Source organism: Streptomyces sp. NPDC050806 (assembly GCF_055586425.1).
The window spans coordinates 296,964-321,336 of record NZ_JBVJIF010000009.1 but is presented as its reverse complement, the minus strand read 5'-3'; the positions used below and the strand labels follow the sequence as shown (position 1 = coordinate 321,336).

General features: G+C 73.5%; 23 protein-coding genes and 1 tRNA gene. 8 read left to right on the top strand and 16 right to left on the bottom strand.

The genetic code is table 11. The features are described from left to right. Positions 1–172 precede the first annotated feature (172 nt). Genes ehuA through ehuB form a run of 4 tightly spaced genes read right to left on the bottom strand, consistent with a single transcriptional unit; the run spans position 173 to position 3,309 of the window. Positions 173–943, bottom strand: coding sequence for an ectoine/hydroxyectoine ABC transporter ATP-binding protein EhuA (gene ehuA / locus ACZ6WH_RS28605; RefSeq protein ID WP_432864369.1), 771 nt, complete (start codon positions 941–943; stop codon positions 173–175). 34 nt (positions 944–977) lie between these two features. Then, positions 978–1,628, bottom strand: coding sequence for an ectoine/hydroxyectoine ABC transporter permease subunit EhuD (gene ehuD, locus ACZ6WH_RS28600; protein WP_432854753.1), 651 nt, complete (start codon positions 1,626–1,628; stop codon positions 978–980). Then, positions 1,625–2,380 (bottom strand): ectoine/hydroxyectoine ABC transporter permease subunit EhuC, encoded by a 756-nt coding sequence (gene ehuC, locus ACZ6WH_RS28595; protein ID WP_469731761.1) that lies wholly within the window; start codon positions 2,378–2,380, stop codon positions 1,625–1,627. The genes ehuD and ehuC overlap by 4 nt, the downstream gene beginning before the upstream one ends. Then, on the bottom strand, positions 2,377–3,309 hold the full coding sequence (ehuB, locus tag ACZ6WH_RS28590; RefSeq protein WP_469731759.1) for an ectoine/hydroxyectoine ABC transporter substrate-binding protein EhuB: 933 nt from the start codon (positions 3,307–3,309) through the stop codon (positions 2,377–2,379). Before ehuB ends, ehuC begins: the two co-directional genes overlap by 4 nt. A gap of 268 nt (positions 3,310–3,577) precedes the next feature. Between ehuB and ACZ6WH_RS28585 the strand changes: the two genes are divergently transcribed. Then, positions 3,578–4,099, top strand: a complete 522-nt coding sequence (locus ACZ6WH_RS28585) for a DUF3830 family protein (RefSeq protein WP_432854744.1) — start codon at positions 3,578–3,580, stop codon at positions 4,097–4,099. 30 nt (positions 4,100–4,129) lie between these two features. On the opposite strand, the gene ACZ6WH_RS28580 is transcribed toward ACZ6WH_RS28585, so the two are convergent. After that, positions 4,130–5,536 (bottom strand): amidase, encoded by a 1,407-nt coding sequence (locus tag ACZ6WH_RS28580; protein WP_469731756.1) that lies wholly within the window; start codon positions 5,534–5,536, stop codon positions 4,130–4,132. 92 nt (positions 5,537–5,628) lie between these two features. Then, positions 5,629–6,594 carry a D-2-hydroxyacid dehydrogenase gene (locus tag ACZ6WH_RS28575; protein ID WP_432854738.1) on the bottom strand — a complete coding sequence of 322 codons (966 nt, stop codon included), beginning with the start codon at positions 6,592–6,594 and terminating at the stop codon, positions 5,629–5,631. Positions 6,595–6,794: 200 nt separating this feature from the next. Here ACZ6WH_RS28575 and ACZ6WH_RS28570 point away from each other — a divergent pair, with 200 nt between their 5' ends. From ACZ6WH_RS28570 to ACZ6WH_RS28560, 3 genes are all read left to right on the top strand, one after another. Further along, on the top strand, positions 6,795–7,688 hold the full coding sequence (locus ACZ6WH_RS28570) for a maleate cis-trans isomerase family protein (protein ID WP_361562769.1): 894 nt from the start codon (positions 6,795–6,797) through the stop codon (positions 7,686–7,688). A 78-nt stretch (positions 7,689–7,766) separates the two neighbouring features. Beyond that, positions 7,767–8,495: a maleate cis-trans isomerase family protein gene (locus ACZ6WH_RS28565; RefSeq protein WP_432854735.1), complete on the top strand. Its 729-nt coding sequence runs from the start codon at positions 7,767–7,769 to the stop codon at positions 8,493–8,495. 171 nt (positions 8,496–8,666) lie between these two features. Beyond that, on the top strand, positions 8,667–9,746 hold the full coding sequence (locus ACZ6WH_RS28560) for an LLM class flavin-dependent oxidoreductase (protein WP_469731969.1): 1,080 nt from the start codon (positions 8,667–8,669) through the stop codon (positions 9,744–9,746). Positions 9,747–9,797: 51 nt separating this feature from the next. Here the strand turns inward: ACZ6WH_RS28560 and ACZ6WH_RS28555 are convergent, their stop codons facing one another. Continuing rightward, positions 9,798–11,720: a putative bifunctional diguanylate cyclase/phosphodiesterase gene (locus tag ACZ6WH_RS28555; protein ID WP_469731753.1), complete on the bottom strand. Its 1,923-nt coding sequence runs from the start codon at positions 11,718–11,720 to the stop codon at positions 9,798–9,800. A gap of 314 nt (positions 11,721–12,034) precedes the next feature. On the opposite strand from ACZ6WH_RS28555, the gene ACZ6WH_RS28550 reads away from it, so the two are divergent. After that, positions 12,035–13,273 (top strand): M6 family metalloprotease domain-containing protein, encoded by a 1,239-nt coding sequence (locus tag ACZ6WH_RS28550; RefSeq protein WP_469731751.1) that lies wholly within the window; start codon positions 12,035–12,037, stop codon positions 13,271–13,273. Positions 13,274–13,349: 76 nt separating this feature from the next. Here the strand turns inward: ACZ6WH_RS28550 and ACZ6WH_RS28545 are convergent. The 7 genes from ACZ6WH_RS28545 to ACZ6WH_RS28515 all read right to left on the bottom strand — a co-directional run bounded on the left by ACZ6WH_RS28545 (position 13,350) and on the right by ACZ6WH_RS28515 (position 19,810). Continuing rightward, a tRNA-Lys gene (locus ACZ6WH_RS28545) sits at positions 13,350–13,423 on the bottom strand. Positions 13,424–13,491: 68 nt separating this feature from the next. Further along, positions 13,492–14,088 (bottom strand): hypothetical protein, encoded by a 597-nt coding sequence (locus tag ACZ6WH_RS28540; protein WP_469731749.1) that lies wholly within the window; start codon positions 14,086–14,088, stop codon positions 13,492–13,494. A 176-nt stretch (positions 14,089–14,264) separates the two neighbouring features. Continuing rightward, positions 14,265–14,648, bottom strand: coding sequence for a hypothetical protein (locus ACZ6WH_RS28535; RefSeq protein WP_399711270.1), 384 nt, complete (start codon positions 14,646–14,648; stop codon positions 14,265–14,267). A 90-nt stretch (positions 14,649–14,738) separates the two neighbouring features. After that, a complete protein-coding gene (locus ACZ6WH_RS28530; protein ID WP_469731747.1) occupies positions 14,739–16,097 on the bottom strand; it encodes an AAA domain-containing protein in 1,359 nt (452 codons plus the stop codon). Beyond that, positions 16,094–17,680, bottom strand: coding sequence for a hypothetical protein (locus tag ACZ6WH_RS28525; protein ID WP_469731745.1), 1,587 nt, complete (start codon positions 17,678–17,680; stop codon positions 16,094–16,096). The genes ACZ6WH_RS28530 and ACZ6WH_RS28525 overlap by 4 nt, the downstream gene beginning before the upstream one ends. Continuing rightward, complete coding sequence (locus tag ACZ6WH_RS28520) at positions 17,671–18,963, bottom strand: hypothetical protein (protein ID WP_469731743.1); 1,293 nt, start codon at positions 18,961–18,963, stop codon at positions 17,671–17,673. Before ACZ6WH_RS28520 ends, ACZ6WH_RS28525 begins: the two co-directional genes overlap by 10 nt. Next, positions 18,872–19,810, bottom strand: coding sequence for a phosphatase PAP2 family protein (locus ACZ6WH_RS28515; protein WP_469731741.1), 939 nt, complete (start codon positions 19,808–19,810; stop codon positions 18,872–18,874). Before ACZ6WH_RS28515 ends, ACZ6WH_RS28520 begins: the two co-directional genes overlap by 92 nt. 207 nt (positions 19,811–20,017) lie before the next feature. Here ACZ6WH_RS28515 and ACZ6WH_RS28510 point away from each other — a divergent pair, with 207 nt between their 5' ends. After that, complete coding sequence (locus ACZ6WH_RS28510; protein ID WP_469731739.1) at positions 20,018–20,611, top strand: histidine phosphatase family protein; 594 nt, start codon at positions 20,018–20,020, stop codon at positions 20,609–20,611. A gap of 25 nt (positions 20,612–20,636) precedes the next feature. Here ACZ6WH_RS28510 and ACZ6WH_RS28505 read toward each other — a convergent pair whose 3' ends face one another. Beyond that, entirely contained in the window at positions 20,637–22,064 is a 1,428-nt protein-coding gene (locus ACZ6WH_RS28505; RefSeq protein ID WP_469731737.1) for a tetratricopeptide repeat protein, read from the bottom strand. 233 nt (positions 22,065–22,297) lie between these two features. Here ACZ6WH_RS28505 and ACZ6WH_RS28500 point away from each other — a divergent pair, with 233 nt between their 5' ends. Beyond that, a complete protein-coding gene (locus ACZ6WH_RS28500; protein ID WP_469731735.1) occupies positions 22,298–22,738 on the top strand; it encodes a hypothetical protein in 441 nt (146 codons plus the stop codon). 48 nt (positions 22,739–22,786) lie between these two features. Next, on the top strand, positions 22,787–23,647 hold the full coding sequence (locus ACZ6WH_RS28495; RefSeq protein ID WP_469731734.1) for a spermidine synthase: 861 nt from the start codon (positions 22,787–22,789) through the stop codon (positions 23,645–23,647). Positions 23,648–23,672: 25 nt separating this feature from the next. Here the strand turns inward: ACZ6WH_RS28495 and ACZ6WH_RS28490 are convergent, their stop codons facing one another. Further along, positions 23,673–24,248, bottom strand: a complete 576-nt coding sequence (locus tag ACZ6WH_RS28490; protein WP_469731732.1) for a hypothetical protein — start codon at positions 24,246–24,248, stop codon at positions 23,673–23,675. Between the last annotated feature and the right edge of the window lie 125 nt (positions 24,249–24,373).

Here is a 24,373-nt window from a genome sequence, read left to right as displayed (position 1 = left end):
AACCTGGCGGACAGGAGGGGGTCTTGAGTGAAAATCGGCGTTCGGCGTCCTTCTGTTCAGCGATTCACCACCATGGCATATGCCCTGGTCATAGCCTCAACGGAAAAACAGCGGTCCGCCGCCCCCTGCCGGGGCGGCGGACCGCTGCCTTCCGTACGTACGGCGCCGTGCTTCAGAGCACCGCGCTGAGGAACTCCCGGGTGCGCTCGTGCTCGGGCTCCGTGAAGATCTTCTCCGGCGGCCCGGACTCGATGACCCGGCCGGAGTCGAACATCAGGACGTCGTCCGAGATGTCCCGGGCGAAGTTCATCTCGTGCGTGACGCACAGCATCGTGATGTCCGTGGTGTGCGCGATGTCCCGCAGCACGTCCAGGACGCCGGCCACCAGTTCCGGGTCGAGCGCCGAGGTGACCTCGTCCAGGAGCAGCACCTGCGGCCGCATGGCCAGGGCGCGCGCGATGGCGACCCGCTGCTGCTGGCCGCCGGAGAGCTGGGTGGGGTACTTGTCGACGTGCTCGGTCAGGCCCACCAGGTCCAGCAGCTCGTGGGCGCGCTCCTCGGCCGCCTCCTTGGACATCCCCAGCACGTGCACCGGCGCCTCGGTGACGTTCCGCAGCACCTTCATGTTGGGGAAGAGGTTGAACTGCTGGAAGACCATGCCGATGTTCTTGCGCACCTCGCGGGTGTGCCGCTCGCCGGCCGGTACGAGCCGCTCGCCCTTCTTCTCGTGGGTGAGGTACTCCCCGCCCACCCGGATCGTGCCCTCGTCCGGCTTGAGCAGCGTCATCAGCAGCCGCAGGATCGTGGTCTTGCCGGATCCGGACGGGCCGATCAGGGTGACGTGCTTGCCCGAGGAGACCGTGAAGTCCAGCGAGTCCAGGACCGTGTTGGTACCGAAGCGCTTGGTGACGCGGTCGAAGCGGATCAGCTCGCTGCCGTCCACCGCCGGGTTGGCCGTTGCTTTCGAGAGGTTGCTGTCAGCGGACAAGACGACGCTCCAGGGCTCGCAGGAGAAGGGAAGCCGGGTAGGCGATGACGATGAAGGCGATGCCGACGATCGTGTAGGGCTCGATCGTGTGGAACGTCTGCGAGGAGAACTGGCGGGCCTCGCCGAGCATCTCCAGTACGCCGATCACGAAGATCATCGGCGTGTCCTTGAGCATCGCGACGACGTAGTTGCCCAGCGCCGGCACGACGCGGCGGATCGCCTGCGGCAGGATCACCGCGCCCCAGGTCCGCGTGCGCGGCAGGCTGAGCGCGGTCGCCGCCTCCCACTGGCCCACCGGGACGCCGTCGATGCCGGCGCGGTAGACCTCGGCGATGTACGTCGAGTAGTGCAGGCCGAGGCCGATCACGCCGGTGGTCAGGGCCGAGAGCGTGATCCCCCACTCGGGGAGCACGTAGAAGAGGAAGAAGAGCTGGACGAGGAGGGGGGTGTTGCGGATGAACTCGGTGACCCCCACCACCGGCCAGCGGACCACGGCGTGCTCGGAGCGCTGCGCCATGGCCCAGACCAGCCCGAGGGCGAAGGCGATCAGCGAGCCGAGGGCCAGGGCCTCCAGGGTGACCAGCAGGCCGTGCCAGAACATCGGCATGAAGTCGCCGACGGCGTTCCAGTCCCACTTCACTGGCTCGCACCTCCCGCGGGGGCCGCGCCGGAGCGCGCGATGTCACCGACCTGGTCGGGGCCGAGCCTGCTGCGCAGGCCCGACCGCTTCTCCGGTGCCTTGCCGATGCCCGCCTTGGCGTGCCGCTCCACGACCCGCATCCCGCGCGTCAGGATGAACGCGAGGACGAAGTACATGACGAGGATGATCGTGTAGACGGGGGCGCTCTGGCCGGTGGCGTTGCGGACCAGCGAGGCGCCGAAGGCGATGTCGGCGACGCCCATGATCGAGACCAGCGCCGTGCCCTTGAGGAGCTCGATCAGCAGGTTGTTGAAGGGCGGCACCATCTCCGGCCAGGCCTGCGGAAGGATGATCTTCCGCAGCTGCTGGGCCGGGCTGAAGCTGAGGGCGATGCCCGCCTCGCGCTGGGCGGGGGCCACCGCGTTGAGGGCGCCGCGTACGACTTCCGAACCGTACGCGCCGTAGCTGAGCCCCAGGGCCAGCACGGCGGCCCACATGGGGACCAGCTGCCAGCCGAAGCCGATCGGCAGGACGAAGAAGATCCAGAACATCAGGATCAGCGCGGAGGTACCGCGGAAGATCTCGAAGTACGCGCCGGAGAGGAAGCGTACGATCCACATCCGGTGGGTACGCGCAAGGCCGATGACGAAAGCGACCACGGCGGCGAGTGCGGCGCTGAAGACCGTCAGCTGGACGGTGATCCAGACGCCTTTGAGGAGGAGTTCCCACAAACCCCAGCTGATTTCGCTCACGGCTTGCACCTCTCCTTGGCGGTGATGGTCGTCATCTGGTCCTCCGTGAAGCCGAAAGGCCGCATGACGTCGAGGAGTTCGCCGGTCTTCTTCATCTTGTGCAGCTCGCGGTTGAAGGCATCCCGCAGATTTGTCTCCGGGCTGCGGAAGGCGAAGGCGCCGACGTCGACCATCGGCTTTCCGCCCACGTACGGCGTGACCTCCTGGGTGGCCTCCGCCTTCGTCGTCTCGGTCTCCTTCACGACGTTGCGCACGGTGACCGCGGTGCCGACGAACACGTCGACCCGGCCCTGCTCCACCGCGAGCAGGCCGGCCAGCTGGTCGGGCAGGGTCGTGATGCGCTTGACCCCGGCCTCCTTGGCGTATCCGATCTCGGCGAAGCCGACGCCCGTCGCCATATGGGCGCCGGTCCTGGCTATGTCCTTGTAGGTGCGCAGGTTCTTCGGATTTCCCTTCGGCACGATGAAGGCGTCGAGCATCTGGTATTCGGGGTCCGCGAAGATGACCTGTTCGCAGCGGTCCGCGTTGATGTACATACCGGCCGCCACGACATCGAACTGGAGGGAATTCAGGCCGGTGATGAGCGAGCCGAATTCCGTGGCGAACGGTTCGACCTTCGCCACGCCCAGCCGTTTGAAAATGCGCTCGGCGATGACCGGCGCCGAGCCGGTCATCCTCCCGTCCTTGCCGATGTAGCTGTAGGGCTGCTCGCCCGCCAGTCCCAGCCGTACGGTGCCCTTGGCACGCAGCTGTTCCAGCAGATGTCCGCCGTCGCCGGTGTCGGCCGTCGACACCCGGCTGCAGGCGCTCGTCGCGCCCATCGCACCCGCCGCGCCGAGCGCCGCTACCCCCGCGAGCAGCGTGCGGCGGCGGAGGCCGCTTCCCGAACTTCGCCTGGATTGTTTGGTGTTCCCCATTGATGGAGCCATGGGCGCGCGACTACCCGAAGGCGGGGAACCTATGCCGATCGTTTCCGGCCCTTGATGCTTCCGGTACCGAAGGGGTTGTACACGGAGTTGCGGGGGAAAGTCCGGGTAACCACCGCTGTGTGCGGGGCGGTTGGGGCGGATGGGAAATGACTTGCCCCGAGTCCCCGGGGAAGTGTCCGTCGACGCCCTACGCTCGTCATGCCGGGTGATACATCACTAATGACCGGCAGTGACCGGTAAGCATGGTAATCAACCAAGAGGGGTCATCATGGCCGACCGATTCATCGAGGTCTCCCTGGACAAGCGCGGCGTGCGCTGCACGGCGAAGCTGCTCGACGACCGCGCCCCCGTCACCTGCGCCGCCATCTGGGACGCGCTCCCGCTCGGCGGCGACGTCTACCACGCCAAGTACGCCCGCAACGAGATCTACGCCCTGGTGCCGCCCTTCGCCCCCGAGGAGCCGCCCCTGGAGAACCCCACGATCACCCCGATCCCCGGCGACCTCTGCTACTTCACCTTCACCGACACCCAGCTGGCCACCTCCTCGTACGGCTACGAGGCGGCGGCCGAGGGGCAGGGCGGCAAGGCGGCGCACGCCGAGCGCGCCACCGTGATCGACCTCGCGCTCTTCTACGAGCGCAACAACCTGCTGATCAACGGTGACGCCGGCTGGGTGCCCGGCATCGTCTGGGGCTCCGTCGTGGACGGCCTGGACCGGATGGCCGACGCCTGCCAGGACCTCTGGCGGGCCGGCGCGATCGGCGAGACCCTCAGCTTCCGCCGGGCGTGAGCCGGCCCTGACCGCCGGCCGCGGCCGGGGTCAGCCCGCCAGTTCGGGGGCCGGGATGTCCGCCACCCCGGCCCCGTAGAGGGCGTGCGCGGCGCGCAGCACCAGCGCGTCCGCGTGCCGCGCCCCGACCAGCTGGAGGCCGATCGGCAGCCCGTCACCGTCCACGCCGCAGGGCAGCGACGCGGCGGGCTGCTGCGTCATGTTGAACGGGTACGTGAACGGCGTCCAGCCCGTCCAGTGCTCGTGCCCGGACCCCTTGGGCACCTCCACGCCCGCCTCGAACGCCGTGATCGGCTCGGTGGGCGTGACCAGCAGGTCGTACGTCTCGTGGAACCGGCCCAGCTGCCGGCCGAGGGCCATCCGCACGTCCACCGCCGCGAGATAGTCCAGCGCGCTGTAGCGCGTGCCCTGCTCGCAGACCACGCGCAGCGCCGGGTCCAGCAGCTCGCGCGCCTCCTCCCCGAGCGGCTGCACGACCCGCGCCGCGCCGCTGAACCAGAGGGTGTGGAACGCCTCCACCGGATCCTCGATCCGCGGGTCCACCTCCTCCACGTGCGCGCCCAGCTCGGCCAGCTTCTCCACGGCCCGCCGGACCGCCGCCGCCACCTCGGGCCGTACGTTCACGTCCCAGCCCAGGGCCGGGCTGTACGCCACCCGCAGCCCGGCCACCGGGCCCGACAGCTGTTCCAGGAAGGAGCCGGGCACCGGGGCCAGCTGGGACCAGTCCCGCGCGTCCGGCCCGGAGATCGCGTCCATCATCAGCGCGGCATCGGCCGCGTCCTTCGTCATCGGGCCCGCGTGGGCCAGCGTCCCGAACGGGCTCGACGGGTACATCGGCACCCGCCCGTACGTCGGCTTCATCGCGAAGATCCCGCAGAAGGAGGCGGGGATCCGGACCGAGCCGCCGCCGTCCGTGCCCAGGCTCAGCGGCCCGGCACCCAGCGCCACCGCCGCGGCGCTGCCCCCGCTGGAGCCGCCCGCGGTCCGGGACGGGTCGTACGGATTGCCGGTCACGCCCTGCAGCGGGCTGTCGGTGACGCCCTTCCAGGCGAACTCCGGGGTGGTCGTCTTCCCGATGAAGACGACGCCCTGCTCCCGCAGTCGGGCGACCGAGGGCGCGTCCTCGTCCCAGGTCTGGTTGGCCCGGACGGTCCGCGAGCCGCGCAGGGTCGGCCCGCCGCGCATCAGGAAGATGTCCTTCACGGTGACCGGCACGCCGTCCAGCGGCCCGGCCGTCGTGCCCGTCCGCCAGCGTTCCGCGGACTCCTTCGCGGCGGACAGCGCCTCGTCGGCCTCCAGCCGGGTGAAGGCGTTGACGTGCGGCTGCACCCGCTCCGCCCGTTCCAGCGCGGCCCGCGCCGCCTCGACCGGGGAGAACTCGCCGGCCGCGTAGCCGGCCGTGAGCCGCAGTGCTGTGAGATCCGCCAGTTGGGTCATCGAGCCCTCCATCGGGGGAGCGGAGTGTGCGGAATTTCCGGGCCCCGGCGGCTGGCCGGGGCCCGGCGGCATGGCGGGCGGCCGTACGGCGGCTACTGCACCGGCACGTACCCCAGCCGCTTGTCGACCACGTTCAGCAGCGGCTCGCCGGCCGCCCAGCGGTCGTAGTTGTCCATGAACTGCTCGGCGAGCGCGTCCCGCCAGCCGAGGGTGTCGCCGCACATGTGCGGCGAGACGATCAGGTGCGGGACGTCCCACAGCGGGCTGTCCGACGGCAGCGGCTCCTGCTGGAAGACGTCCAGCGCGGCGGCCGCGATCCGCCGGCCCCGCAGCGCCTCGACGAGGTCCGGCTCGACCACCATCGGGCCGCGTCCGACGTTGATGAACCGGGCCGACTCCGTCATCCGGCCGAACGCCGCCCGGCCGAAAAGTCCGTGCGTCTCGTCGGTCAGCGGCGCGGCGCACACCACCCAGTCGGCGGCCGGCAGCAGCCCGTCCAGCGCATTGCTCGCGTGCACCGTCCCGAACTGCGGATCACCCGTCCGCTCGCGCCGGCCGACCAGGTCGACCTTTACGCCGAGGCCTTTCAGCGTCTGCCCGATGGCCCGCCCGATCGGCCCGGAGCCGACCACCACGGCCCGGGAACCGGCCACCCGAAGAGTTTCCCGGTGCTGCCAGCGCCGCTGCCGCTGGAGTTCCCAGCTGCCATAAAAATCCTTGGCCATGGCAATCACGAGACCGGCGACGTACTCCGCGATGGGCTGCTCGAAAACGCCCCGCGCATTGGTCACAACGGTCTCGTCCTCGATGAGCCCGGGACAGAGCAGGCGGTCCACGCCGGCGCTCGCGGTGTGCACCCAGCCGGGCCGCGGGCCGCCGGCGGACCAGGCGTCGCGGATCGCGTCGGAGGTGAAATCCCAGGCCAAGAGCACATCGGCGGTAGGAAGTTGCTCGGCCAGGGTCTTCTCGTCCGCGAAGATCACCTCGGCCCTTCCGGACAGTCTGCCGAGCTTCGGCGGAGGGTCGGATCCGAGGACGAGGACGGTGTTTTCGGTCATGAGCCAGAAACCGTTCTGAAACGAGTGCCCCTTTAACTGAAAGAGGCGCCGACAGATGCCTGAGATGCGAGGATTGACCACGCTAGGAAGCCGTATCTACCGTGTCAACAACGGCTCTGTCCCGACGTCCCGGCTTGTGCCGGTTGTTTCAAAATCCCTGGCCAATGGCCTAGCCCTTTTCGTTCTTCTAGGGGCCATTCATGGACGTCTCTTTTCTGGGCGGCCCACAGCCGCAGTGCGGCGTGGGTGTCGTTGCACCCTTCGACTTCGCACTCGACCGCGAGCTGTGGCGCTGGGTCCCCGACGACGTGTCCCTCCACCTCACCCGCACCCCTTTCGTACCGGTCGAGGTCTCCCTCGACCTCGCCCGGCTCGTCAGTGAGCACGAGACGCTCCGGGAGGCGGTACAGGCACTGTCCGCGGTCGCCCCGCGGGTGGTCTCCTACGCCTGCACCTCGGGCAGTTTCGTCGGCGGCGTGGCGGGCGAGCGCGCCATGTGCTCCGCCATGCGGCAAGCCGGCGAAGTGCCCTCGGTGACCACCTCGGGGGCGCTGCTGGACGCGCTGTGCGAGATCGGCGCGCGGCGGATCGCGCTGGTCACGCCGTACACCAAATCCGTCACCGACTCCCTGGAGGACTATCTGGCGGAAGGCGGCATCACGGTCACCGGCCGCGCCTACCTCGGCCTGACCCGGCACATCTGGAAGGTGCCGTACCGGGACGTCGTCGACATGGCACGGCAGGCGGTGGTGGGCGCGGCCGACGCGCTCTTCATCAGCTGCACCAACCTCCCGACCTACGACGTGATCCCGCAGCTGGAGGCCGAGCTGCGGATGCCCGTCCTGTCGGCCAACCAGGTCACGATGTGGGGCGCGCTGCGCGCCATCGGCATCCACGCGGTAGGCCCCTATCAGGCCCTGCTCGACCCCGTCGCGAGACGCGGTCCCGCGGCGATGTCCGGATCACCGGAGATCCCGCAGCGGCACCACCCGGAGCCGGAGGCGGCCTTCGCCGGCCCGCCGGCGGCTCCGGAGGCCGAGCAGGCCGAGGGGCTCGACGCCCCGCCCTTTCCGGACGACCCGTACGAGGCCTGACCGCCCGTACGGCCCCGAACAGCACATCGGCGCACTCCGTCAGCACACCCGCACCCGCACGACGCATGGGAGTTCTGCATGGCAACGGTCGGCTTCCTCTACCCCGGCTACTCCGCCGAGGACGACTATCCCCGTATCGAGTCCCTCCTCGGCGGCGGCATCCGGCTGCCGCTGGTCCACACCGACATCGGTGAGGACGCGCACCGGGTGGACGCCCTGCTCGAAATGGGCTCGGCGGCGCGGCTGGCAGCCGGGGTCGCCGACCTGAAGGACCAGGGCGCGGAGGCCGTCGTGTGGGCCTGCACCAGCGCCAGCTTCGTCTTCGGCTGGGAGGGCGCGCAGGACCAGGTGCGGGAGCTGTCGGCCGTCGCCGGGCTGCCGGCCTCCAGTACGTCCTTCGCCTTCGCGCGGGCCGTACAGGCGCTGGGGGCCGAGCGCGTGGCCATCGCGGCGACCTATCCGGAGGACGTGGCCGAGCACTTCCACGCCTTCCTGAAGTCGGCGGGCACGGAGGTCGTCCAGACCCGCGGCAGCGGCATCATCACCGCCGCCGAAGTGGGCACCTGGGGCCTGGACGAGGTGCTGCACCTCGCGCGTACGGGGGACCACCCGGACGCCGAGGTGGTCCTGCTGCCGGACACCGCGCTGCACACCGCGGCGTACCTCCCCGCCGTGGAGGAGGCGCTGCGCAAGCCGGTGCTGACCGCCAACCAGGTCACCGTGTGGGAAGGGCTGCGGCTGCTGGACCGGGAGATCGTCCGGCCGGAGCTGGGCACCCTCTTCGCGGGACCCCGGCGGGAGGAGTGACCGGGGCCGCGGGAACCGGCCGCCGGGAATAAACGGAGTTCTACTCCGGTTGGCCGCGGGGAAGACCCGCGACCTAGGAGGACCCGCACCGTGAGCGGCCACCACGACGAAAGCCGGGGCCCGGCCCCAGAACCCGCCCGGGCCTCCGGCACGCCCGGCACCGACGAGGAGATCCGGGGCACGGCCCAGGGCACCGCGCCCGTACCGCTGTCCGTCCTGGACCTGCTGACCGTCGGCGCCGGGAACACCGCCACCGACGCGCTGCGCACCGCCGGTGAGATCGCGCGGACCGCGGAGCGCCGCGGCTACCACCGCTACTGGGTGGCCGAGCACCACTCCATGCCCGGCGTCGCCTCCTCCTCGCCGGCCGTCATCCTGGCCCACCTCGCCGCGCAGACCGAGTCCATCCGGCTCGGCTCCGGCGGCGTGATGCTGCCCAACCACGCCCCGCTGGTGATCGCCGAGCAGTTCGGCACCCTCGAAGCGATGGCTCCGGGCCGTGTCGACCTCGGCCTCGGCCGCGCGCCCGGCACGGACGGCGCCACCGCCGCCGCGCTGCGCCGCACCGACCGGCTCAACGAAGGTGCCGACGACTTCCCGCAGCAGCTCGCCGAGCTGATCCGCTTCCTGGACGACGACTTCCCCGACGGGCATCCCTACGCCCGCATCCACGCCGTTCCGGGCCCTGTGCAGGCGACCTCGCCCGGCGGCGTGCAGTCCGCGCACCGCCCGCCGGTCTGGCTGCTCGGCTCCTCCGGCTTCAGCGCCCGGCTGGCCGCGCAGCTCGGCCTGCCGTTCGCCTTCGCGCACCACTTCTCCGCGCAGAACACCATTCCCGCGCTGGACCTGTACCGCGAACACTTCCGCCCCTCGGCCGTACTGGACGAGCCGTACGCGCTGATCGGCGTCGGGGCGCTGGCGAGCGACACCGAGGCCGAGGCCCGCCGCCAGGTGCTGGCCGGCGCGCTCTCCATGATCCGGCTGCGCACGGGCCGCCCCGGCCTGGTGCCCACGCCGGAGGAGGCGGAGAGCCACCCGTACAGCATGGTCGAGGAGGACTTCGTCGAGAGCTGGCTCGGCAACGTCGTGTACGGCACGCCCGACGCGGTCCGCCAGGGCCTGGACGACCTCGCCAAGCGCACCGGCGCGAACGAGCTGATGATCACCGCCAACGCCCACGGCGGCGCGGCCCGCCTCCGCTCCTACGAGCTGATCGCGGACGCGTACGGGCTGCCGGGCGGCGGCGACTGACGGGGGGCCTCGGGACGGGGGACGGGGCTGCCGGGACGGTGACGGGTCCCGTCAGCCCCGCTTCCCCTCTTCGCCGTTCGCCGGCGGGTCCTCCCCGGTCATCGGCGGGCCCGCGAGCAGCGCCGGGACCCGGTCGGCGGGCAGCGGGCGGGAGTACAGCCAGCCCTGGCCGGTGTCGCAGCCGATGCGGCGCAGCCGTTCGGCCTGCTCGGCGTTCTCCACGCACTCCGCCGTGACCGTCAGGCCCAGCCGGTGGGCCAGCGCCACCAGCGCCTCGACGATGGTCTCGTCGGCCGGGTTCGGATGCTCGGCGGAGCGGAAGCCGCGGACGAAGGAGCCGTCGAGCTTCAGTACCGAGACCGGCAGCCGGCTGAGGTAGGCCAGGTTGGAGTAGCCGGTGCCGAAGTCGTCGATGGCGATGCGGACCCCCATGTCGCTGAGGGCCTGGAGGGCCTGGAGCGGCCGGCCGGCCGAGCCCATCACCGCCGACTCGGTCAGCTCCAGCTGGAGCAGCTCGGGCGGCAGGCCGGTCTCGTCCAGGATCCCGGCCACGTCCGCGACCAGGTCGGAGTCCCAGACCTGACGGACCGCCACGTTGACGCTCACGAAGAGCGGCGGCTCGTCGGGGCGCTCCAGCTGCCACGCGCGCGCCTGGTGGCAGGCGCGCTCCAGGACCCAGCGGCCCAGCTCGACGATGGCGCCGTTCTCCTCCGCCAATCCGATGAACCGATTCGGCGGAAGCGTTCCGAACTGCGGGTGCCGCCAGCGCACCAGCGCCTCCACCCCCTCGGCCCGGCCGTCGCCGAGCCCGACCAGCGGCTGGTACTCCAGCGTGAACTCGCCGCGGTCCACGGCCGGGCGCAGCGTGCTGGAGAGCGCCTGCCGGGTCATCCGGTGCGCGTTGCGCTCGGGGTCGAAGAGGGTCCAGCGGGCCTTGCCGTCCGCCTTGGCCCAGTACAGCGTGGTGTCGGCGGCCTGCATCAGGCCCGTCGCTGTCGTGCCGGCCGCGGCCCGTTCCACCACGCCGATGCTCGCCGAGACCGAGAGCCGCTGCCCCGCCAGGTCGAACGGGCGCTGCAACGCGTCCAGCACGGACTGCGCCAGGTCGGCCAGCTGTTCGGTACCGGTGGAGTCCTCGACCAGCAGCGCGAACTCGTCGCCGCCCAGCCGGGCCACCAGCTGACCGCCGCGCCCGGCCCGGCCGGCGGGGCGCTCGGCGCAGCGGGTCAGCCGCTCCGCCACGGCGCCCAGCAGCCGGTCGCCGACGCGGTGCCCGAGCGTGTCGTTGACCGCCTTGAAGCCGTCCAGGTCGAGGTAGCAGAGGCCGATCCGGCCGGTGCCGCCCCGGTCGTACGTCGCCGTCTCCAGCGCCGCGGCCAGCCGCTCGAAGAAGAGGGCGCGGTTGGGCAGCCGGGTCACCGGGTCGTGCATCTGGAGGTGGCGCAGCCGGGCCTGGAGGTCGTGCCGGTCGCTGACGTCCGTGACGGACAGCAGGACGTCGTCGCCGCCGGGCAGCGGCTCGACGCTCACCTCGGCCCACACCGAGTGGCCCGCGGGGTGCTTCAGCCGGCGGGTGCAGCGCAGCCGGTCGCTCCGGCCCGCCAGGACGTCGCGGTACGCGGCCCAGATGTGCGGGTCGCCGCCGAGGTCGGTGAGGTCGGCGGCGGAGGCGTCGGCCAGCGCGCGCGGGTCCTTGCCCAGCAGCTCGCCGAAGGCGGGGTTGGCGGCGATGACCAGCCCGTCCCGGCCGAGGACGGCCATCGGCAGCCGGGCGGCCTCGAAGGCGGCGCGGTAGCCGCCGGGGGAGGCGGGGAGGGGGGCGGGGGCGCCGGCGGGCGTGCCGTCGGGGGCCGCGGAGTGCTCGCCGCCCGTCCGGGTCTTCCCTGCGCTTCCGTTGGCCGAACCGTCACTCTGGGTGACCGTAGGCAGTGTGGCTCCGGAGGCGCGGCTCGTGCCGTCGGAGTGTCCGCTCACTGCTCGCTCCCGCTGGCGCTGGTCCGGTCGGTCGATCTCGGGGAAGGGGAATCCGCGGTGTAAGTGTGGCGATCATAGAGGTTTCCCGGACGGGCTAGCCAGCAACACAACCGTGAGTATCGGCATCTGTGGCAGATGTTTGATGGATTCTGTGCGCGTCTGTTCGCTGACTTGCTCTGACCGATCGATTGTGACGTTGGGTGATGACGCAGCGGGATGCCGCTGTCACTCAACTGGCTCCATGGAACAGGACGAAACCCCACGAACCCCCACAGGGTGGATGGGATGTTCCGACTGCGTTCCGGGAGGTCGATGTGCAGCACTCCCAGACACCCGACGGGGTGGACCACGGACCGCTGCGGCGGTTCGCCGCCATCGCCACGTCGTTGATCGCGCTCATCGCCACCTCCATCGTCGCCGCTCCGGCCACCGCCTCCGAGGCCACGCTCTCCTGCGCGCTGCCGCGCACCGGCGTCCACCACTCCGAGGGCCTGAACTCCTGGAACGGCACCTACGCGCGCCCGCTGCGCACGCTCGACGCCGTCATGATCTTCCTGTCCTTCCCCGACGCGCGGCCGCGCACGGCGCCCCGCCGGCTCGCCGCCGACTACTTCCCCGCCACCAGCCGCTTCTTCAGGACGGCCTCGTACGGAAAGTTCCGGCTGCGCCCGCACGTCCAGCGGGGCTGGGTGAAGATGCCGCGTACGTCCGCCGCGTACGGGATACAGCGCGACTGGGACGCCGCGGGGCGCACCGCGTACCTCGACGACGCGGTGGCGGCGGCCGACGCGCAGGTGGACTTCGGCCGGTACGACGTGGTCTACCTCGTCGCCGACCCCGAGGCGCCCGGCGTCGACCCCGACGCGACCAAGGTCGTCAACCTCGACCGGCCGCTGACGGCGGACGGCGCCCCGCTGCACCGTTTCGTCACCGTCTTCGAGAGCAACCCGCCGGACCGCAACGTCCTCGCCCACGAGACCGGCCACGTCTTCGACCTGCCGGACCTCTACCACCGGCCGGCCGACGGCATGGGCGACTGGGACACCTATGTAGGGGACTGGGACCTCATGGGCAGCCAGTTCGGCATGGCTCCCGAGCCCTTCGCCTGGCACAAGTGGAAGCTCGGCTGGATCGGCGACCGCCAGGTCGACTGCATCCCGGCGACCGGCAGCACGGTACGCACCCTGCGTCCGCTGGCCGCGCCGATGACCGTCGGCGGTGCGCAGCGGCCGCGGCTGCTGGTGGCCCGTACCGGGGAGAGCGGCGCGATCGCCGTGGAGGCGCGGGTCGCGGCCGGCAACGACCGGGGCCTGTGCCGCGAGGGCGTGCTCGTCTACCGCATCGACGGCGCGACGTCGTCCGGCGAGGGGCCCGTACGGGTGCTCGACGGCCACCCGGGCACCTCGGCCTGCTGGGGCGCCTCGGTCCACCCGCCGCTCGCGGACGCGCCGCTGGGCGTCGGCGAGAGCATGGACGCGGGGGACGGCGTACGGGTGGCGGTGACGGGCCGCACGGCGGCGGGTGACTGGTCGGTCCGGGTCACGCGGGAGTGACCGGCGGGGCCGGTGGACGGGCCGGGCCGGCATACGACGAAGGCCCTCACCGGAGTGAGGGCCTTCGTCTTGTCTGTGCGCCGTCAGGGACTCGAACCCCGGACCCGCTGATTAAGAGTCAGCTGCTCTAACCAACTGAGCTAACGGCGCCTGCTGACGTGGAAAACATTAGCACCCTGATCGGGGAGGGCAAAAATCGATTCGCCGCCGGTGGCCGTTCAGGCCCGGGCGGGCGCACGGGGCGGGGCCGGGCGTACGGCGTCCGGGGTGGCCGGGCTCTCCGCGGGGGCCGAGCGCGCCGCGCGTACGCACGCCCACAGCAGCACGTCCGGGCCGGGCAGCCAGGGCTTCCGCACATCGGGGGCGACCAGCCAGCGGGAGGCCGGCGGCGGCGCGCCCGGCGCGGCGGGACGGGGGTACAGCGGCGGGATGCTCACCGCGTCGCCCGCGCCGTGGCACAGCAGCGGCGGCACCGACCGCGCCCACTCCTCCCAGGCGAGCAGGGACGGCAGCCGCTGGGCGGTGCCGCGCGCGGCGAACAGCAGCAGCCGGTCGCGGTGCATCGCCACCGGCCCGGAGCCGGGGCCCGCCGCCCATAAACAGTCCGCCATCCGGCGGCCGAAGAGGGCGGGGGCGCTGATCACGTCGAAGACGGTGCCGCAGGGCAGCACGCTGGGCGCCGAGGGGTGGGTGGCCCACAGGTGGTGGACCCGGCGCGGGTGCGGGCTCGCCGAGGCGAGCCAGTCCGCGCCCGCGAGCGTGACGTACGACGCGTGGTGCAGGTCGGGGGCCGGGGGCTGGGGCCAGTCACTCATGCCGACAGGTTTACCGGTGGATGAGGTTCCGTTTCTGCGGTTCGGCGGAAATCGGGACACGGGAGAGTGAGTCGGAGTATCTTCAGGCCCGCATATGCCAACGGCCCATGATCAACACTTTGGTGATCATGAGCCGCGGTGCTGCGCCGCGCGCGCCGTCGGTCCGGCCGCCCCGGCTATCCGGCCTCGTCCGGGAGGCTGCCGCCCTGCCGTATCAGGGACCGGCCGAACTCCACCATCTTGCGGGCGTAGTCCTCGGTCCACTCGGCCCGCTCGGCGAGCACCGCCAGGGTCAGCCGGTCGAACCGCCGCGGGTCGGCCAGCTGCGCCGCCGCCATCGCCTGGAACTCCGTCGCCCGGTCGGCCGCCGCGCGGAAGGCCAGCGCCAGCTCCGTGGAGCGGGACAGCAGCTCGCGGGGGTCCTCGATCGACTCCAGGTCGAAGAAGTGCTCCGGATCCGCCGCGGCCTCGGGCGGCTCGAACAGCAGCGGCGCGGGTTTCAGCCGCCGGGGCGCGGAGGCCGCACCGCGCGGGTCGGGAGCCGACTGCGGCTCGGACATGTACCTACCTCCAGAATCGTCTGCCGCGTCCCATTGTCCCGCGCTCCGCAAGTACGCCCTGGCAGCGGCCGTACGCCCGCACCGCCACGGCTACGGCCGCCACGGCACCCGGTGCTCCGCCAGATGGGCCAGCACCGCGTGGTTCGCCTCCCAGCCGTCGGGGAACTTCACCGTGACCCCGAGCTGTACCGGCTCGGTGGACGGATGCTCGTCCAGCAGCTGGGCCACGCCCTCCCGGCACACCACGATGCAGGCGTGGCGGTGGCGCGAGGCCAGCACGCACAGCCGGCCGGTCTCCAGGTGGAAGGCGGTGGCGTCCGGGCGGCCGGACAGCGGGTGCAGGACGACCGTGACGTCGAACTCCCGCCCCTGGAGGCGGTTGGCCGTGTCCACCGTGACGCCCGTGACGCCCAGGCCGGCCAGCGCGGCCCGCACCGCCGACGCCTGGTCGCGGTGGGCCGTGCCGACCGCGAGCCGGTCGGCCGTCAGCGGCGCCGGGTCCGGCCCGCGCTCGCTGACCGTCGCGCCGCCGCGGTCCAGCAGCCGCCGCACCACCAGGGCCACGGCGTGCACGGCCTCCGGATCCGTACGGGGCGTACGCCGGGCGGGCAGTTCGAGCAGGCCCCAGCCGGTCTCCGCCGCCTCGTCCACCACCCGGTCCACCGCCGAGCCGTCCGACGGCACGCCCAGCGTCAGCCGCCGGTCGCCGTGGTCGGTCCCGCTGCGGAACGGGGTGTACGGGTAGAAGGCGTGCGACACCAGGGGCGCGGCCGAAGCGGGCAGCCGCCAGGACACCGGGAGGCGGTGCTGCGGCAGGTCCGGGTTGTGCGCCAGCAGGGTCGAGACCGCGCTCGCCGACGGGTCGTACGACAGCCCCGCCCACTGGTCGGCGCCCACCACGCTGAACGGGTCCAGCTGCCCCGGGTCGCCGACGAACAGCGCCCGCTCGAACAGGCCCGCCACGGTCAGCAGCGCGTCGGACCGCATCTGGTACGCCTCGTCCACGATGGCGTGCGGCCAGGGCTCGTCCACCTTCGTGTAGGCCCACTTGGCCGCGGTCGCGACGACGATCGGGAGGCCCTTGAGGTCGGCGGCCTTCGCGGCCGTACGGACCGAGGGGACCTCCTCCAGCGCCGGGTCGTACGCGCCCGGTTCGCTGCTGTGCAGCCGGCCGACGGGCAGCTCGGGATCCTTCTCGGCCAGCCGCAGCACGAGGTCGTCGACCTGCGCGTTGGTCTGCGCGACGACCATCAGCGGGCGCCCGGCGGCGGCCAGTTCGCGCGCGGCGCGCACCACGAGCGTCGACTTGCCCGCGCCCGGCGGCGAGTCCACGACGACGCCGCGCCGGTCGCCGTGCAGCGTGTCGTGGAGGATCGCCCCGGTCGCGGCGGCGGCCGCGGCGCCGGGGTCGAAGTCCGTACGGTCCGGCGCGGGGATTCCGCGGCTCACAGGAAGTCCTCCGCGGTCACGGGGTCGGGGTCGGGGAGCGGTACGGCGGCGGGCTCGGGCACGGCGGTCCGGGCGGCACCGTCACCGCCGGCGGACGGCGGCCCGCCGTGCGTCCACGGCGTCTCCTCCGGGTCGGGCAGCTCCGGGCCGCCGCGCGGCGCGTGCTCGAAGAGCGTCCAGCACACCCGGTCGCCCTTCTCCGGCACCGAGCCGGGCTCCGGGGTCCTGCCCCGCCCCATGCCGCCGGTCAGCCGCACCACCAGGGTGCCCGGCTGCTCCGGTACGTACGCCACGAACTCGGCGGTCTGCGTCTTCCCGCCGTCCATCGGGCGGTACAGCTTCGCCCGCTCCTCCAGCTGGGGCCGGTCGCCCGTGCGCAGCGTGACCAGCGGCCGCGGCATCGGGCGCCTGCCCTCGGACATCGCCATCTCGACCTCGGTCACCTCGCCCTCCACGGCCTCGCCGGTGAGCCGGCGCGCGGCCATCACCAGCGGGTCGTCCAGCGCCTCCTGCGCGTCCAGCCGGCCCTGCGCGGCCTCCCGCGAGGCGAGCTTCTGCGCGGCGGTGACCGCGTCGTCCAGCCGGGGCTGCGGCGGCTCGCCGGCCCGCACCCGGTCCCGGTGCGCGGTGTAGGACCAGCGGTCCCGCTTCCAGCGGTCGGCCACCCGCGCCCCCTCGGGCAGCGTGCGCAGCAGGTCGGCGGCGTGCCAGACCGCGTCCCACGTCGGCCGCAGCACCCCCGCCACCAGCGCGTCGAACTCCTCGCGCGCGCCCGGCACTCCGGCGTCGTACCGCCCGATGGCCGGCGCCAGCAGACCGTTGTCGAACGCGGGGTCCGTCGCGGGCCCGGCCGGCGGGCACCGCAGCTGCCCGGCCGCGTCCCTGGCGGTCTCGGCGCGGAGCGCGGCGTCCTGCCCCGACTCGCTCTCGGGTGGATCGATCCAGGCGAGCAGCGCCCCCAAGTGCTGGTCCTCGGCCAGGCTCTGACCGGTCGCCCAGTGCCGCGCGAGCAGGCCGGTCATCGGGAGCAGCAGGCTCGATCCGGGCACCCGGGCGCGCTCGCCGAAGTGCGTGAGCCAGCGGCCGAGCAGCGGGACGTGCGGCGGCGCGGGATGCGGGGTGTCCGGATCCTGCTCGGCGGTCCGCCGGAACCGCATGGACCGGCCCAGCAGCCGTACGAACTCCACGCCCGCCGCGCTCGGCACGAGCACCTGCGGCGCGTCGGCGCACAGCTCGGTCTCGACCGTGACCCGCTTGCCGGTCTCCGGGTCGGTCTCCTTGCGCTCGGCGGGCTCGACGTCGTCGGCGAAGGAGTCCACGTACGGCAGGACCGCGTCGGCCAGCTCGGAGAAGAAGGCGAACCGCAGGTCACGGTCGCGCGGCTGCGGCACCGTCAGCAGCAGCGGCCGCTCGCGGTCCGTCCCGACCAGCGCGCCGAGCGGCGCACCGGTCTCACCGGCGGTCGTCAGCGGGACGAACACCAGGGGCCGGTCGGTGAGCCGGCGGTGCCGCACGGTCGCCAGCGGCGTGGCCCGCCCCGCCGCCACGGCCTCCATCCTGGCCAGCACGTCGATCAGCGACATTCCGTCTCCTCACGCGCGTCGCGCTCGGCCGCAGGGGGCGGGGCCGGGGCGGGGACCGCGGGCGTCGGCCCCGCCGCGGCCAGTGCTTCGGCGCGCAGGGCCGCGGCGCGCCGCAGCGCCTCGGCGGCGGGGTCCGGCTCCTGCCCGTCGTCCGCCGGGCCCGACGCCGCCGCCAGCACCTCCCCGACCGTGCGCAGACCGCCCAGCTCGCCCCGGACACCGCGGCCCAGCGACTCCACCAGGTCCGCGTCCCGGGCCCGGCCCCGGCAGTGGAACGCCAGCTCGCACGCGGCCAGGCACTCCGGTGCGTACGCGGCGCCGACCGACTCCACGGCCTCGGCCAGCTCCTCGGCGGGCCGGGTGGCGGTCTTCCCGTCGTCCGCGAGCCGCAGGTCGAAGGTGGTGCCCTCGGGGAGCGCCGCGGCCAGCTCGTCGACCCGGGTGAGCCGGCCGAGCTGGCGGCGGGTCGTGGCCAGCTGCTTGCGGAGGTCGACCGGGGCCGCGGCCGGGAGGTTGGAGAAGTCCTTGGGGCAGACCAGCAGCGCCCGTTCGCCGACCCGCGGCGCGGGCCGGGCGTCCTCCTCGGCGGTGTGCCGCGCGACCTGCTCGGCGACCTGCTCCAGCGCGAGGGCGTACACGGCGGCCTGGCGGGCGGCCGCGCCCACCTTGGCCGTGTCGGCAGCGCCGTCGATCATCGGGAAGGACTTGATCTCGATGACGCTCCAGAGGCCGTCGGGGTGCACGACCACGGCGTCCGGCTCCAGATACGCCGGTGAACCGGCCACGTCCAGCGCGAGCATCGGATGGTCCAGGAAGGTCCAGCCGCCGCGCGCCGCCGCCTCCCGCAGCTCCAGCGCGGTCCGCGCGGCACGGCCCTGCGGGCCGGCCGCCGAGAGGTCGGGCGTGGCCGCCGCGCCGGGCTCCGGGTCCGCCGCGCCGCCGAGCTGCTCCCGCGCCAGCCGGACCAGCTCGGCGCCGCCGTCGGCCTTGACCCGCGCCTCGAAGGAATGGCCGCGCGCGATGGCGAACTGGGACTGGCCGAAGGGCGCGGGCGAGCCCAGCGCCCGGGCGAGCCCGGCCTTGTCCACGCCGGCGCCGTCCAGCAGCGCGCGGCGCCGGCAGCCGGGGTTGGCGGCCAGCGCCGCGAGCGCCCTGGCGTCCAGCGGGCGGGGCGGTACGGGGCCGCGCAGCTCAGCCAGGCGTGCGCGCAGCCCCGTCGCCGGCCGCGGCCGCGCTGCGCGTGCCGCTGCCGGCTCGGGCCGACTGTCGCGGAAAACGTTCACCTGCGGAAGTCTCGCATCCGTCACCGACATTCGCGGGAGGACCAGGCGTACCTCCGCTCGCGCGGGGAGCGATCACGCCACGCGCGGCGGCGGTGAGCCGGAGCGCCGGGCGGGCGAGCAGCAGCCCGAGGACCATGACGGCGCTGCCGGCGAGGGTGTCGAGAAAGTAGTGGTTGGCGGTGCCGAGGACCACGACCGTGATGAGCAGCGGATAGGCCATGCCCGCCGCCTTCGTGAGCCGCGAGCCGCCGTACAGCCAGAGCGCGACGCCGCACCACAGGGCCCAGCCGACGTGCAGGCTGGGCATCGCGGCGTACTGGTTCGTCAGCGCGCCCAGCCCTCGTGGCGCGCTCGCCTCGCCGCCCCACCAGCCGTACGAGGCGTACTCCGCCATCGTGTCGGTGAAGCCGTGCACCGCGGCCAGCAGCCGGGGCGGGCAGGTGGGCAGCAGGGTGAAGCCGGCCAGGCCGATCGTCGTGGAGAGCAGCAGCCAGGTCCGCATGAGGCGGTACCGGCCCGGGTGCCGGCGCCACAGCCACACGAGGACCGCGGGCGTGACCAGATAATGCAGGGCCGCGTACACGAAGGCGGCGGGTATGCCGAGCGCGGGCAGGCCCGAGAAGAGGCGGTTCAGCGGCCGCTCGAAGTCGATGTGCAGGAGTTGTTCCGCGTCCAGCAGCCGCACCCCGTGGCCGGTCGCGGCGGTCACGTCGCCCCTGGCCAGCAGCCGGCCCGCGGAGTACGCGGCGTAGACGAGCGCGAGGAGCGGCAGCTCGGCCCACCAGTGCGGCCGGGTGCCGCGCGCTACGGGGGTGTGCGGTGCGGCGTGCACCCGGAACGTACTCACCGTTTCCAGCCTTCATGTCAGTCGCTGTCAGCAGCGGTCAACCATACGCCTTATGTCCTGTTCGTTCCCTATGGGGGTGGCGTGGCCAGGGAGAACGCATGCGCGATGATGGGACGGACGGAGCGAGACGTACCGCCGCCGGCCCGTCCGGCGGCCGAACGAGCAAGGCCGGCGGCGAGCGGGTTCGCCCCGGTGAGAGGTAACCCCATGGCACCGCGCATCCTGCTGGCCCGGCACGGGCAGACGGAGTGGTCCCTGTCCGGCAAGCACACCGGCCACACGGACATCCCGCTCCTGGACGAGGGGCGGCGCGGCGCCAAGCTGCTCGGTGAACGGCTGCACCGCGCGCCCTGGAACGGGCTGCCGGGCGTCGAGGTGCGCACCAGCCCGCTGATCCGCGCCAAGGAGACCTGCGAGCTGGCCGGCTTCGGGGACCGCGCGACGGAGTGGGACGCCCTCAAGGAGATCGACTACGGCGCGTACGAGGGCCGGACGCCCGCCGAGATCAAGGCGGACCGGCCCGACTGGCTCATCTGGCGGGACGGCGTGCCCGAGGGCGAGACGCTCGCCGAGGTGTCCCGCCGGGTGGACGGCGTCATCGAGTGGGCCCGCTCGGCCGACCGCGACGTCCTGCTCTTCGCGCACGGCCACATCCTGCGCTCGCTGTGCGCCCGCTGGCTCGGCGAGGACATCTCCTTCGCCGCCCGGGTGCGCCTCGACCCGACCTCCCTGTCGGTGCTCGGCTGGGCCTACGGGGCCCCGGCCGTCGAGCGCTGGAACGACACGGGCCACCTGGGCTGAGCACGCGCCGCCGGACCGGCCGCGCTCAGGCCGTCCGGGCCGCCGCCAGCGCCTGTCGGTCCAGGAAGTCGGCGACGGCCGGAATGCGCCGCCGGGCCCGCAGCGTCCGCGCCGTACCGGCCAGCATCGAGCGGATGCGGGCCGAGCCGACCTCGCCCAGCAGGTCCAGGGCGCGCAGCCCGGCGGCGGCCGCCTCGTCGGGCGCGCCGCTGTGCGCCAGGTTGCCCGCCAGCTCCGCGGTGTACAGCGCGGTGTTGCGCGTGAAATGCGGGTCCTGGAGGGCGACCGCCCGACGCGCGTGCTCCGCGGCGCGCCCCTGTTCGCCCAGTGCCGACCAGCACTGCGCCTCCAGGCCGGCCAGCTCCGCCTCCCCGTAGAAGGACATCCACTCCGGGTCGGCGTCGGACGGGCCCCGGGCGAAGAGGCGGTGCGCACGCACCAGCGCCGCTTCGCAGGCCGCCCGGTCGCCGAGCCCCGCCCAGCCGCCCGCCTCGCGCAGCGCCAGCAGGGACAGCAGCCGGCGCGAGGAGAGGTGCTTGGCGGCGTGCTGGGCCGCCTGTGCCGCACGGACCGCCTCGCGCGGGCGCCCCGCGTCGCGGGCGAGGAACGCGGTGTTGCAGAACGCGTGCGACTCCAGCGCCGGATCGCCCGCCACCCGGGCGGTGGCCAGCGCCTCCGCGTAGTGCGAGCGGGCGTCCCCGAAGCGGCTGGAGTCGTGGGCCAGCCAGCCCACGGAGATGGCCAGTTCGCCGGCGCCCGAATGCAGCCGGTCGGCGACCGACTGGCGCTGTGCTCCGGCGTCCAGGAGCGCGTACGCGGCGCGCAGCGGCTGGGCCGCCCGCCGGTAGATGCCCTCCGCGCCGTGCCGGTCGTCCAGCAGCCGGATGCGGCGGACCGCGTCCTCCACGGCGGCGGCCTCGGCCCCGCCCACGTGGCGGGCACCCCCGGCGGGGGCGGTGCCCGGCAGGCCGTCGGCCGTGGCGCGGGTGGCGGGTACGGACCCCAGGGCCGCCAGGCCGGCGATCCCCAGGGCGGCGGCCGGGCCGCCGGTCATGAACGCGCGACGCAGCACGTCGCTCTCCTCGCAGCTCTCGGTGATGTGGTCGCGGTGCTCGGGTGGTGCTGCCGGAGGTGCGGCGCCCGTCTGCGTGCGCGCCCCTCGCCCGCGTACCCATTCGCGGGGGGCGAACCCCATGTCGGCCGGTGTGAGGCCGGGGAACATGTGCCGGAACACCCGTTCGTAGGCGTAGTTGGGACACCTGATCTCCCCGGCCTCGACGCGCCCCACGTAGCGCGCGTCGCACGAGACCTGCTCGCCGATCTCCCGGGCGGCCCGGCGCACGGCGGCCGCGAACTCGCCGGGCGACAACCGGCCCCGCAACTGCCTGAAAGCGGTGTTCGGCCGGGGCGGAACGTCGCGTACCGACTTCGACGGATCTGTGGGCGACGTCATGGCGGGCCTCTCCATGCCATCCGTGCGGCGACGCCGTGCCCTGGGCGGCACGGCGGGGAAGACCGTACCGTCTGTGATGGCCACGGCACGGAGAGTTTGTTTACAAAAGGGGTATCTCACGCGCCATCCGCCATGAAGTGCCATCCTTTACAGCGGTCCGACACCGTTGCTGTTGACGCCCTTTCGCGTTGCTCCAGGTGTAGGGAGCGGCGCGTCATGAGGAGGGGTTTCCCGTGCTGGAAGCCGGCGTGGACAAGAGTGTCGTAGGGACCGCTTCGCAGCCGTCGGGGGGCACCGGGGCCGCGGCGCCGGCCGACGACCTCGACCTCGATCTGGTCACGGTGCCGGCCCGGCAGGGCCTGGAGGCGGTGGACATCCTCCGGCTGCGGGACGGTGTCGGCCCGGTCCTGCACGACGGCGCGTGCGACACCCTCGGATTCCTGGTGCCGCCGGGCACGGCCGCCGGCTGGGACCTGCCGGGCAGTGCCTGTACGCAGACGTACGGCGGCGGGCGGGGGAGCGGCCGGCGGGACGCGGACGAGCCGCCGGTCGCGGGCACGGGCTGGCTGGTCCCCCCGGAGGGCGCGTTCGGCGCGGCCACCGACCCCGTGGTGCTGCGCGCCGCGCTCGGCGAGGCGGCCCGCACGATCGAGGCCGTCGACCGCTGCCGCTGAGCGGCACCTCCCCGGGCCCGCCCCGGACCTGCCGGGGATACTGGCCGGATGGCGAGGAACAGGCGGACGCGGGCGGCATCGGAGCCGGTGACGGCGGAGGTGACCGGCGGCCGGGCCGAGCTGCGGCCCGACCGGGACCGGCCGCGCGGCTGGACGCTGCTGATCGACGGTGCCCCGCAGTCGTTCGTCGACCTCGACGACCCGGCGTACCTGGACTTCGCCTACCAGCGGCGGCTGGGCCATGTCGCCGATCTCGCGGCCCCGGCCGGCAAGCCGCTTCGCGTCCTGCACCTCGGGGGCGGCGCGCTCACCCTGGCGCGTTACGTCGCGGCGACCCGGCCCCGCTCCACGCAGCAGGTCGTGGAGATCGACGCGCCTCTCGTGCAGTTCGTCAGGGAACGGCTGCCGCTGGACTCCGGTGCCCGTATCAAGGTGCGCGGCGGCGACGCCCGTGCCGGGCTCGCCAAGGTCCCGGACGGCTGGGCCGACCTGATCATCGCCGACGTGTTCGGCGGCGCCCGCACGCCCGCCCATCTGACCAGCACGGAGTTCGTCACCGAGGCGGCGCGGGCGCTGGCCCCCGGGGGCTGGTACGCGGCCAACCTCGCGGACGGCCCGCCGCTGGCGTTCGTCCGGTCCCAGATCGCCACCGTCGGCGCGGTCTTCGGCGAGCTGTGCCTGACCGCGGCGCCGCCCGTGCTGCGCGGCAAGCGCTTCGGGAACGCCGTACTGCTGGCGGCGGACGGGGCGCTGCCGGTGGCCGAGCTGACCCGGCGGGCCGCCACCGACCCGGAGTCCGGGCGGGTGGAACACGGCCCCGCGCTGCGGGACTTCGCCGGGGGCGCGGCGCCGGTCACGGACGCCACCGCGGTCGCCTCGCCCGCACCGCCGCCGGGCACGTTCGACTGACGGCGGCGGGACCCGAGGGCGGGTGCTACCGGGCGTGGTTGTCCGTCGTGACGACCGGCGGGTGGCCGTTCCAGGCGCAGATGACCGAGGTGCGGTCCTGGCCGCGGGTGAAGTCGACCCGGAGCCAGCCGTCCTGTTTCCACACCTGCATCTGCCAGCCGGCCCCCGGGGTCGCCGAGACCAGCTCCGCGTACGAGGACCGCACGTCCAGCACGACCCGGCCGCCGTCGGTGCGGTAGCCCTTGACCGTGCCGGTGCCCTCGTCCGGCGGGGGCGCGCTCGGGTCGGTGGTGGAGCGGGTCGGGGCCGGGCTGCTCGGGGGTGTCGCCGGCTCCTCCGGCCGCGTGGACTTGCGAGTGGGGGAGGGCGAGGGGGTGCCGGAGGGCTTGGGGCGGTGGGTGGAGGACACGCGGGGCGTGGCGCTGCTCTCGCCTCCGGGCTGCGCTCCGGGCGCATCGTCGGAGATCGGGAGCGCGCGCGGCGGGTCGTACGCCGTACCGGAGACCACGGTGTGCACGCCGAACCACGACAGCGTGACCGCGGCCCCGGTCGCCAGCGTCCAGGCCGCCGCGTGAACCAGTCCTCGTCGCACCCGGGCCATACTGCACCACCCCGATGCCGGGTACGAGCCGGGCCGGGGCTCGTACCGGAACGGCCGCACCGTGTACCGGACCGGGCCGCACTTCGTACGGAACGGACAGCGACCGTCAATGGCCGGTCAAGAAG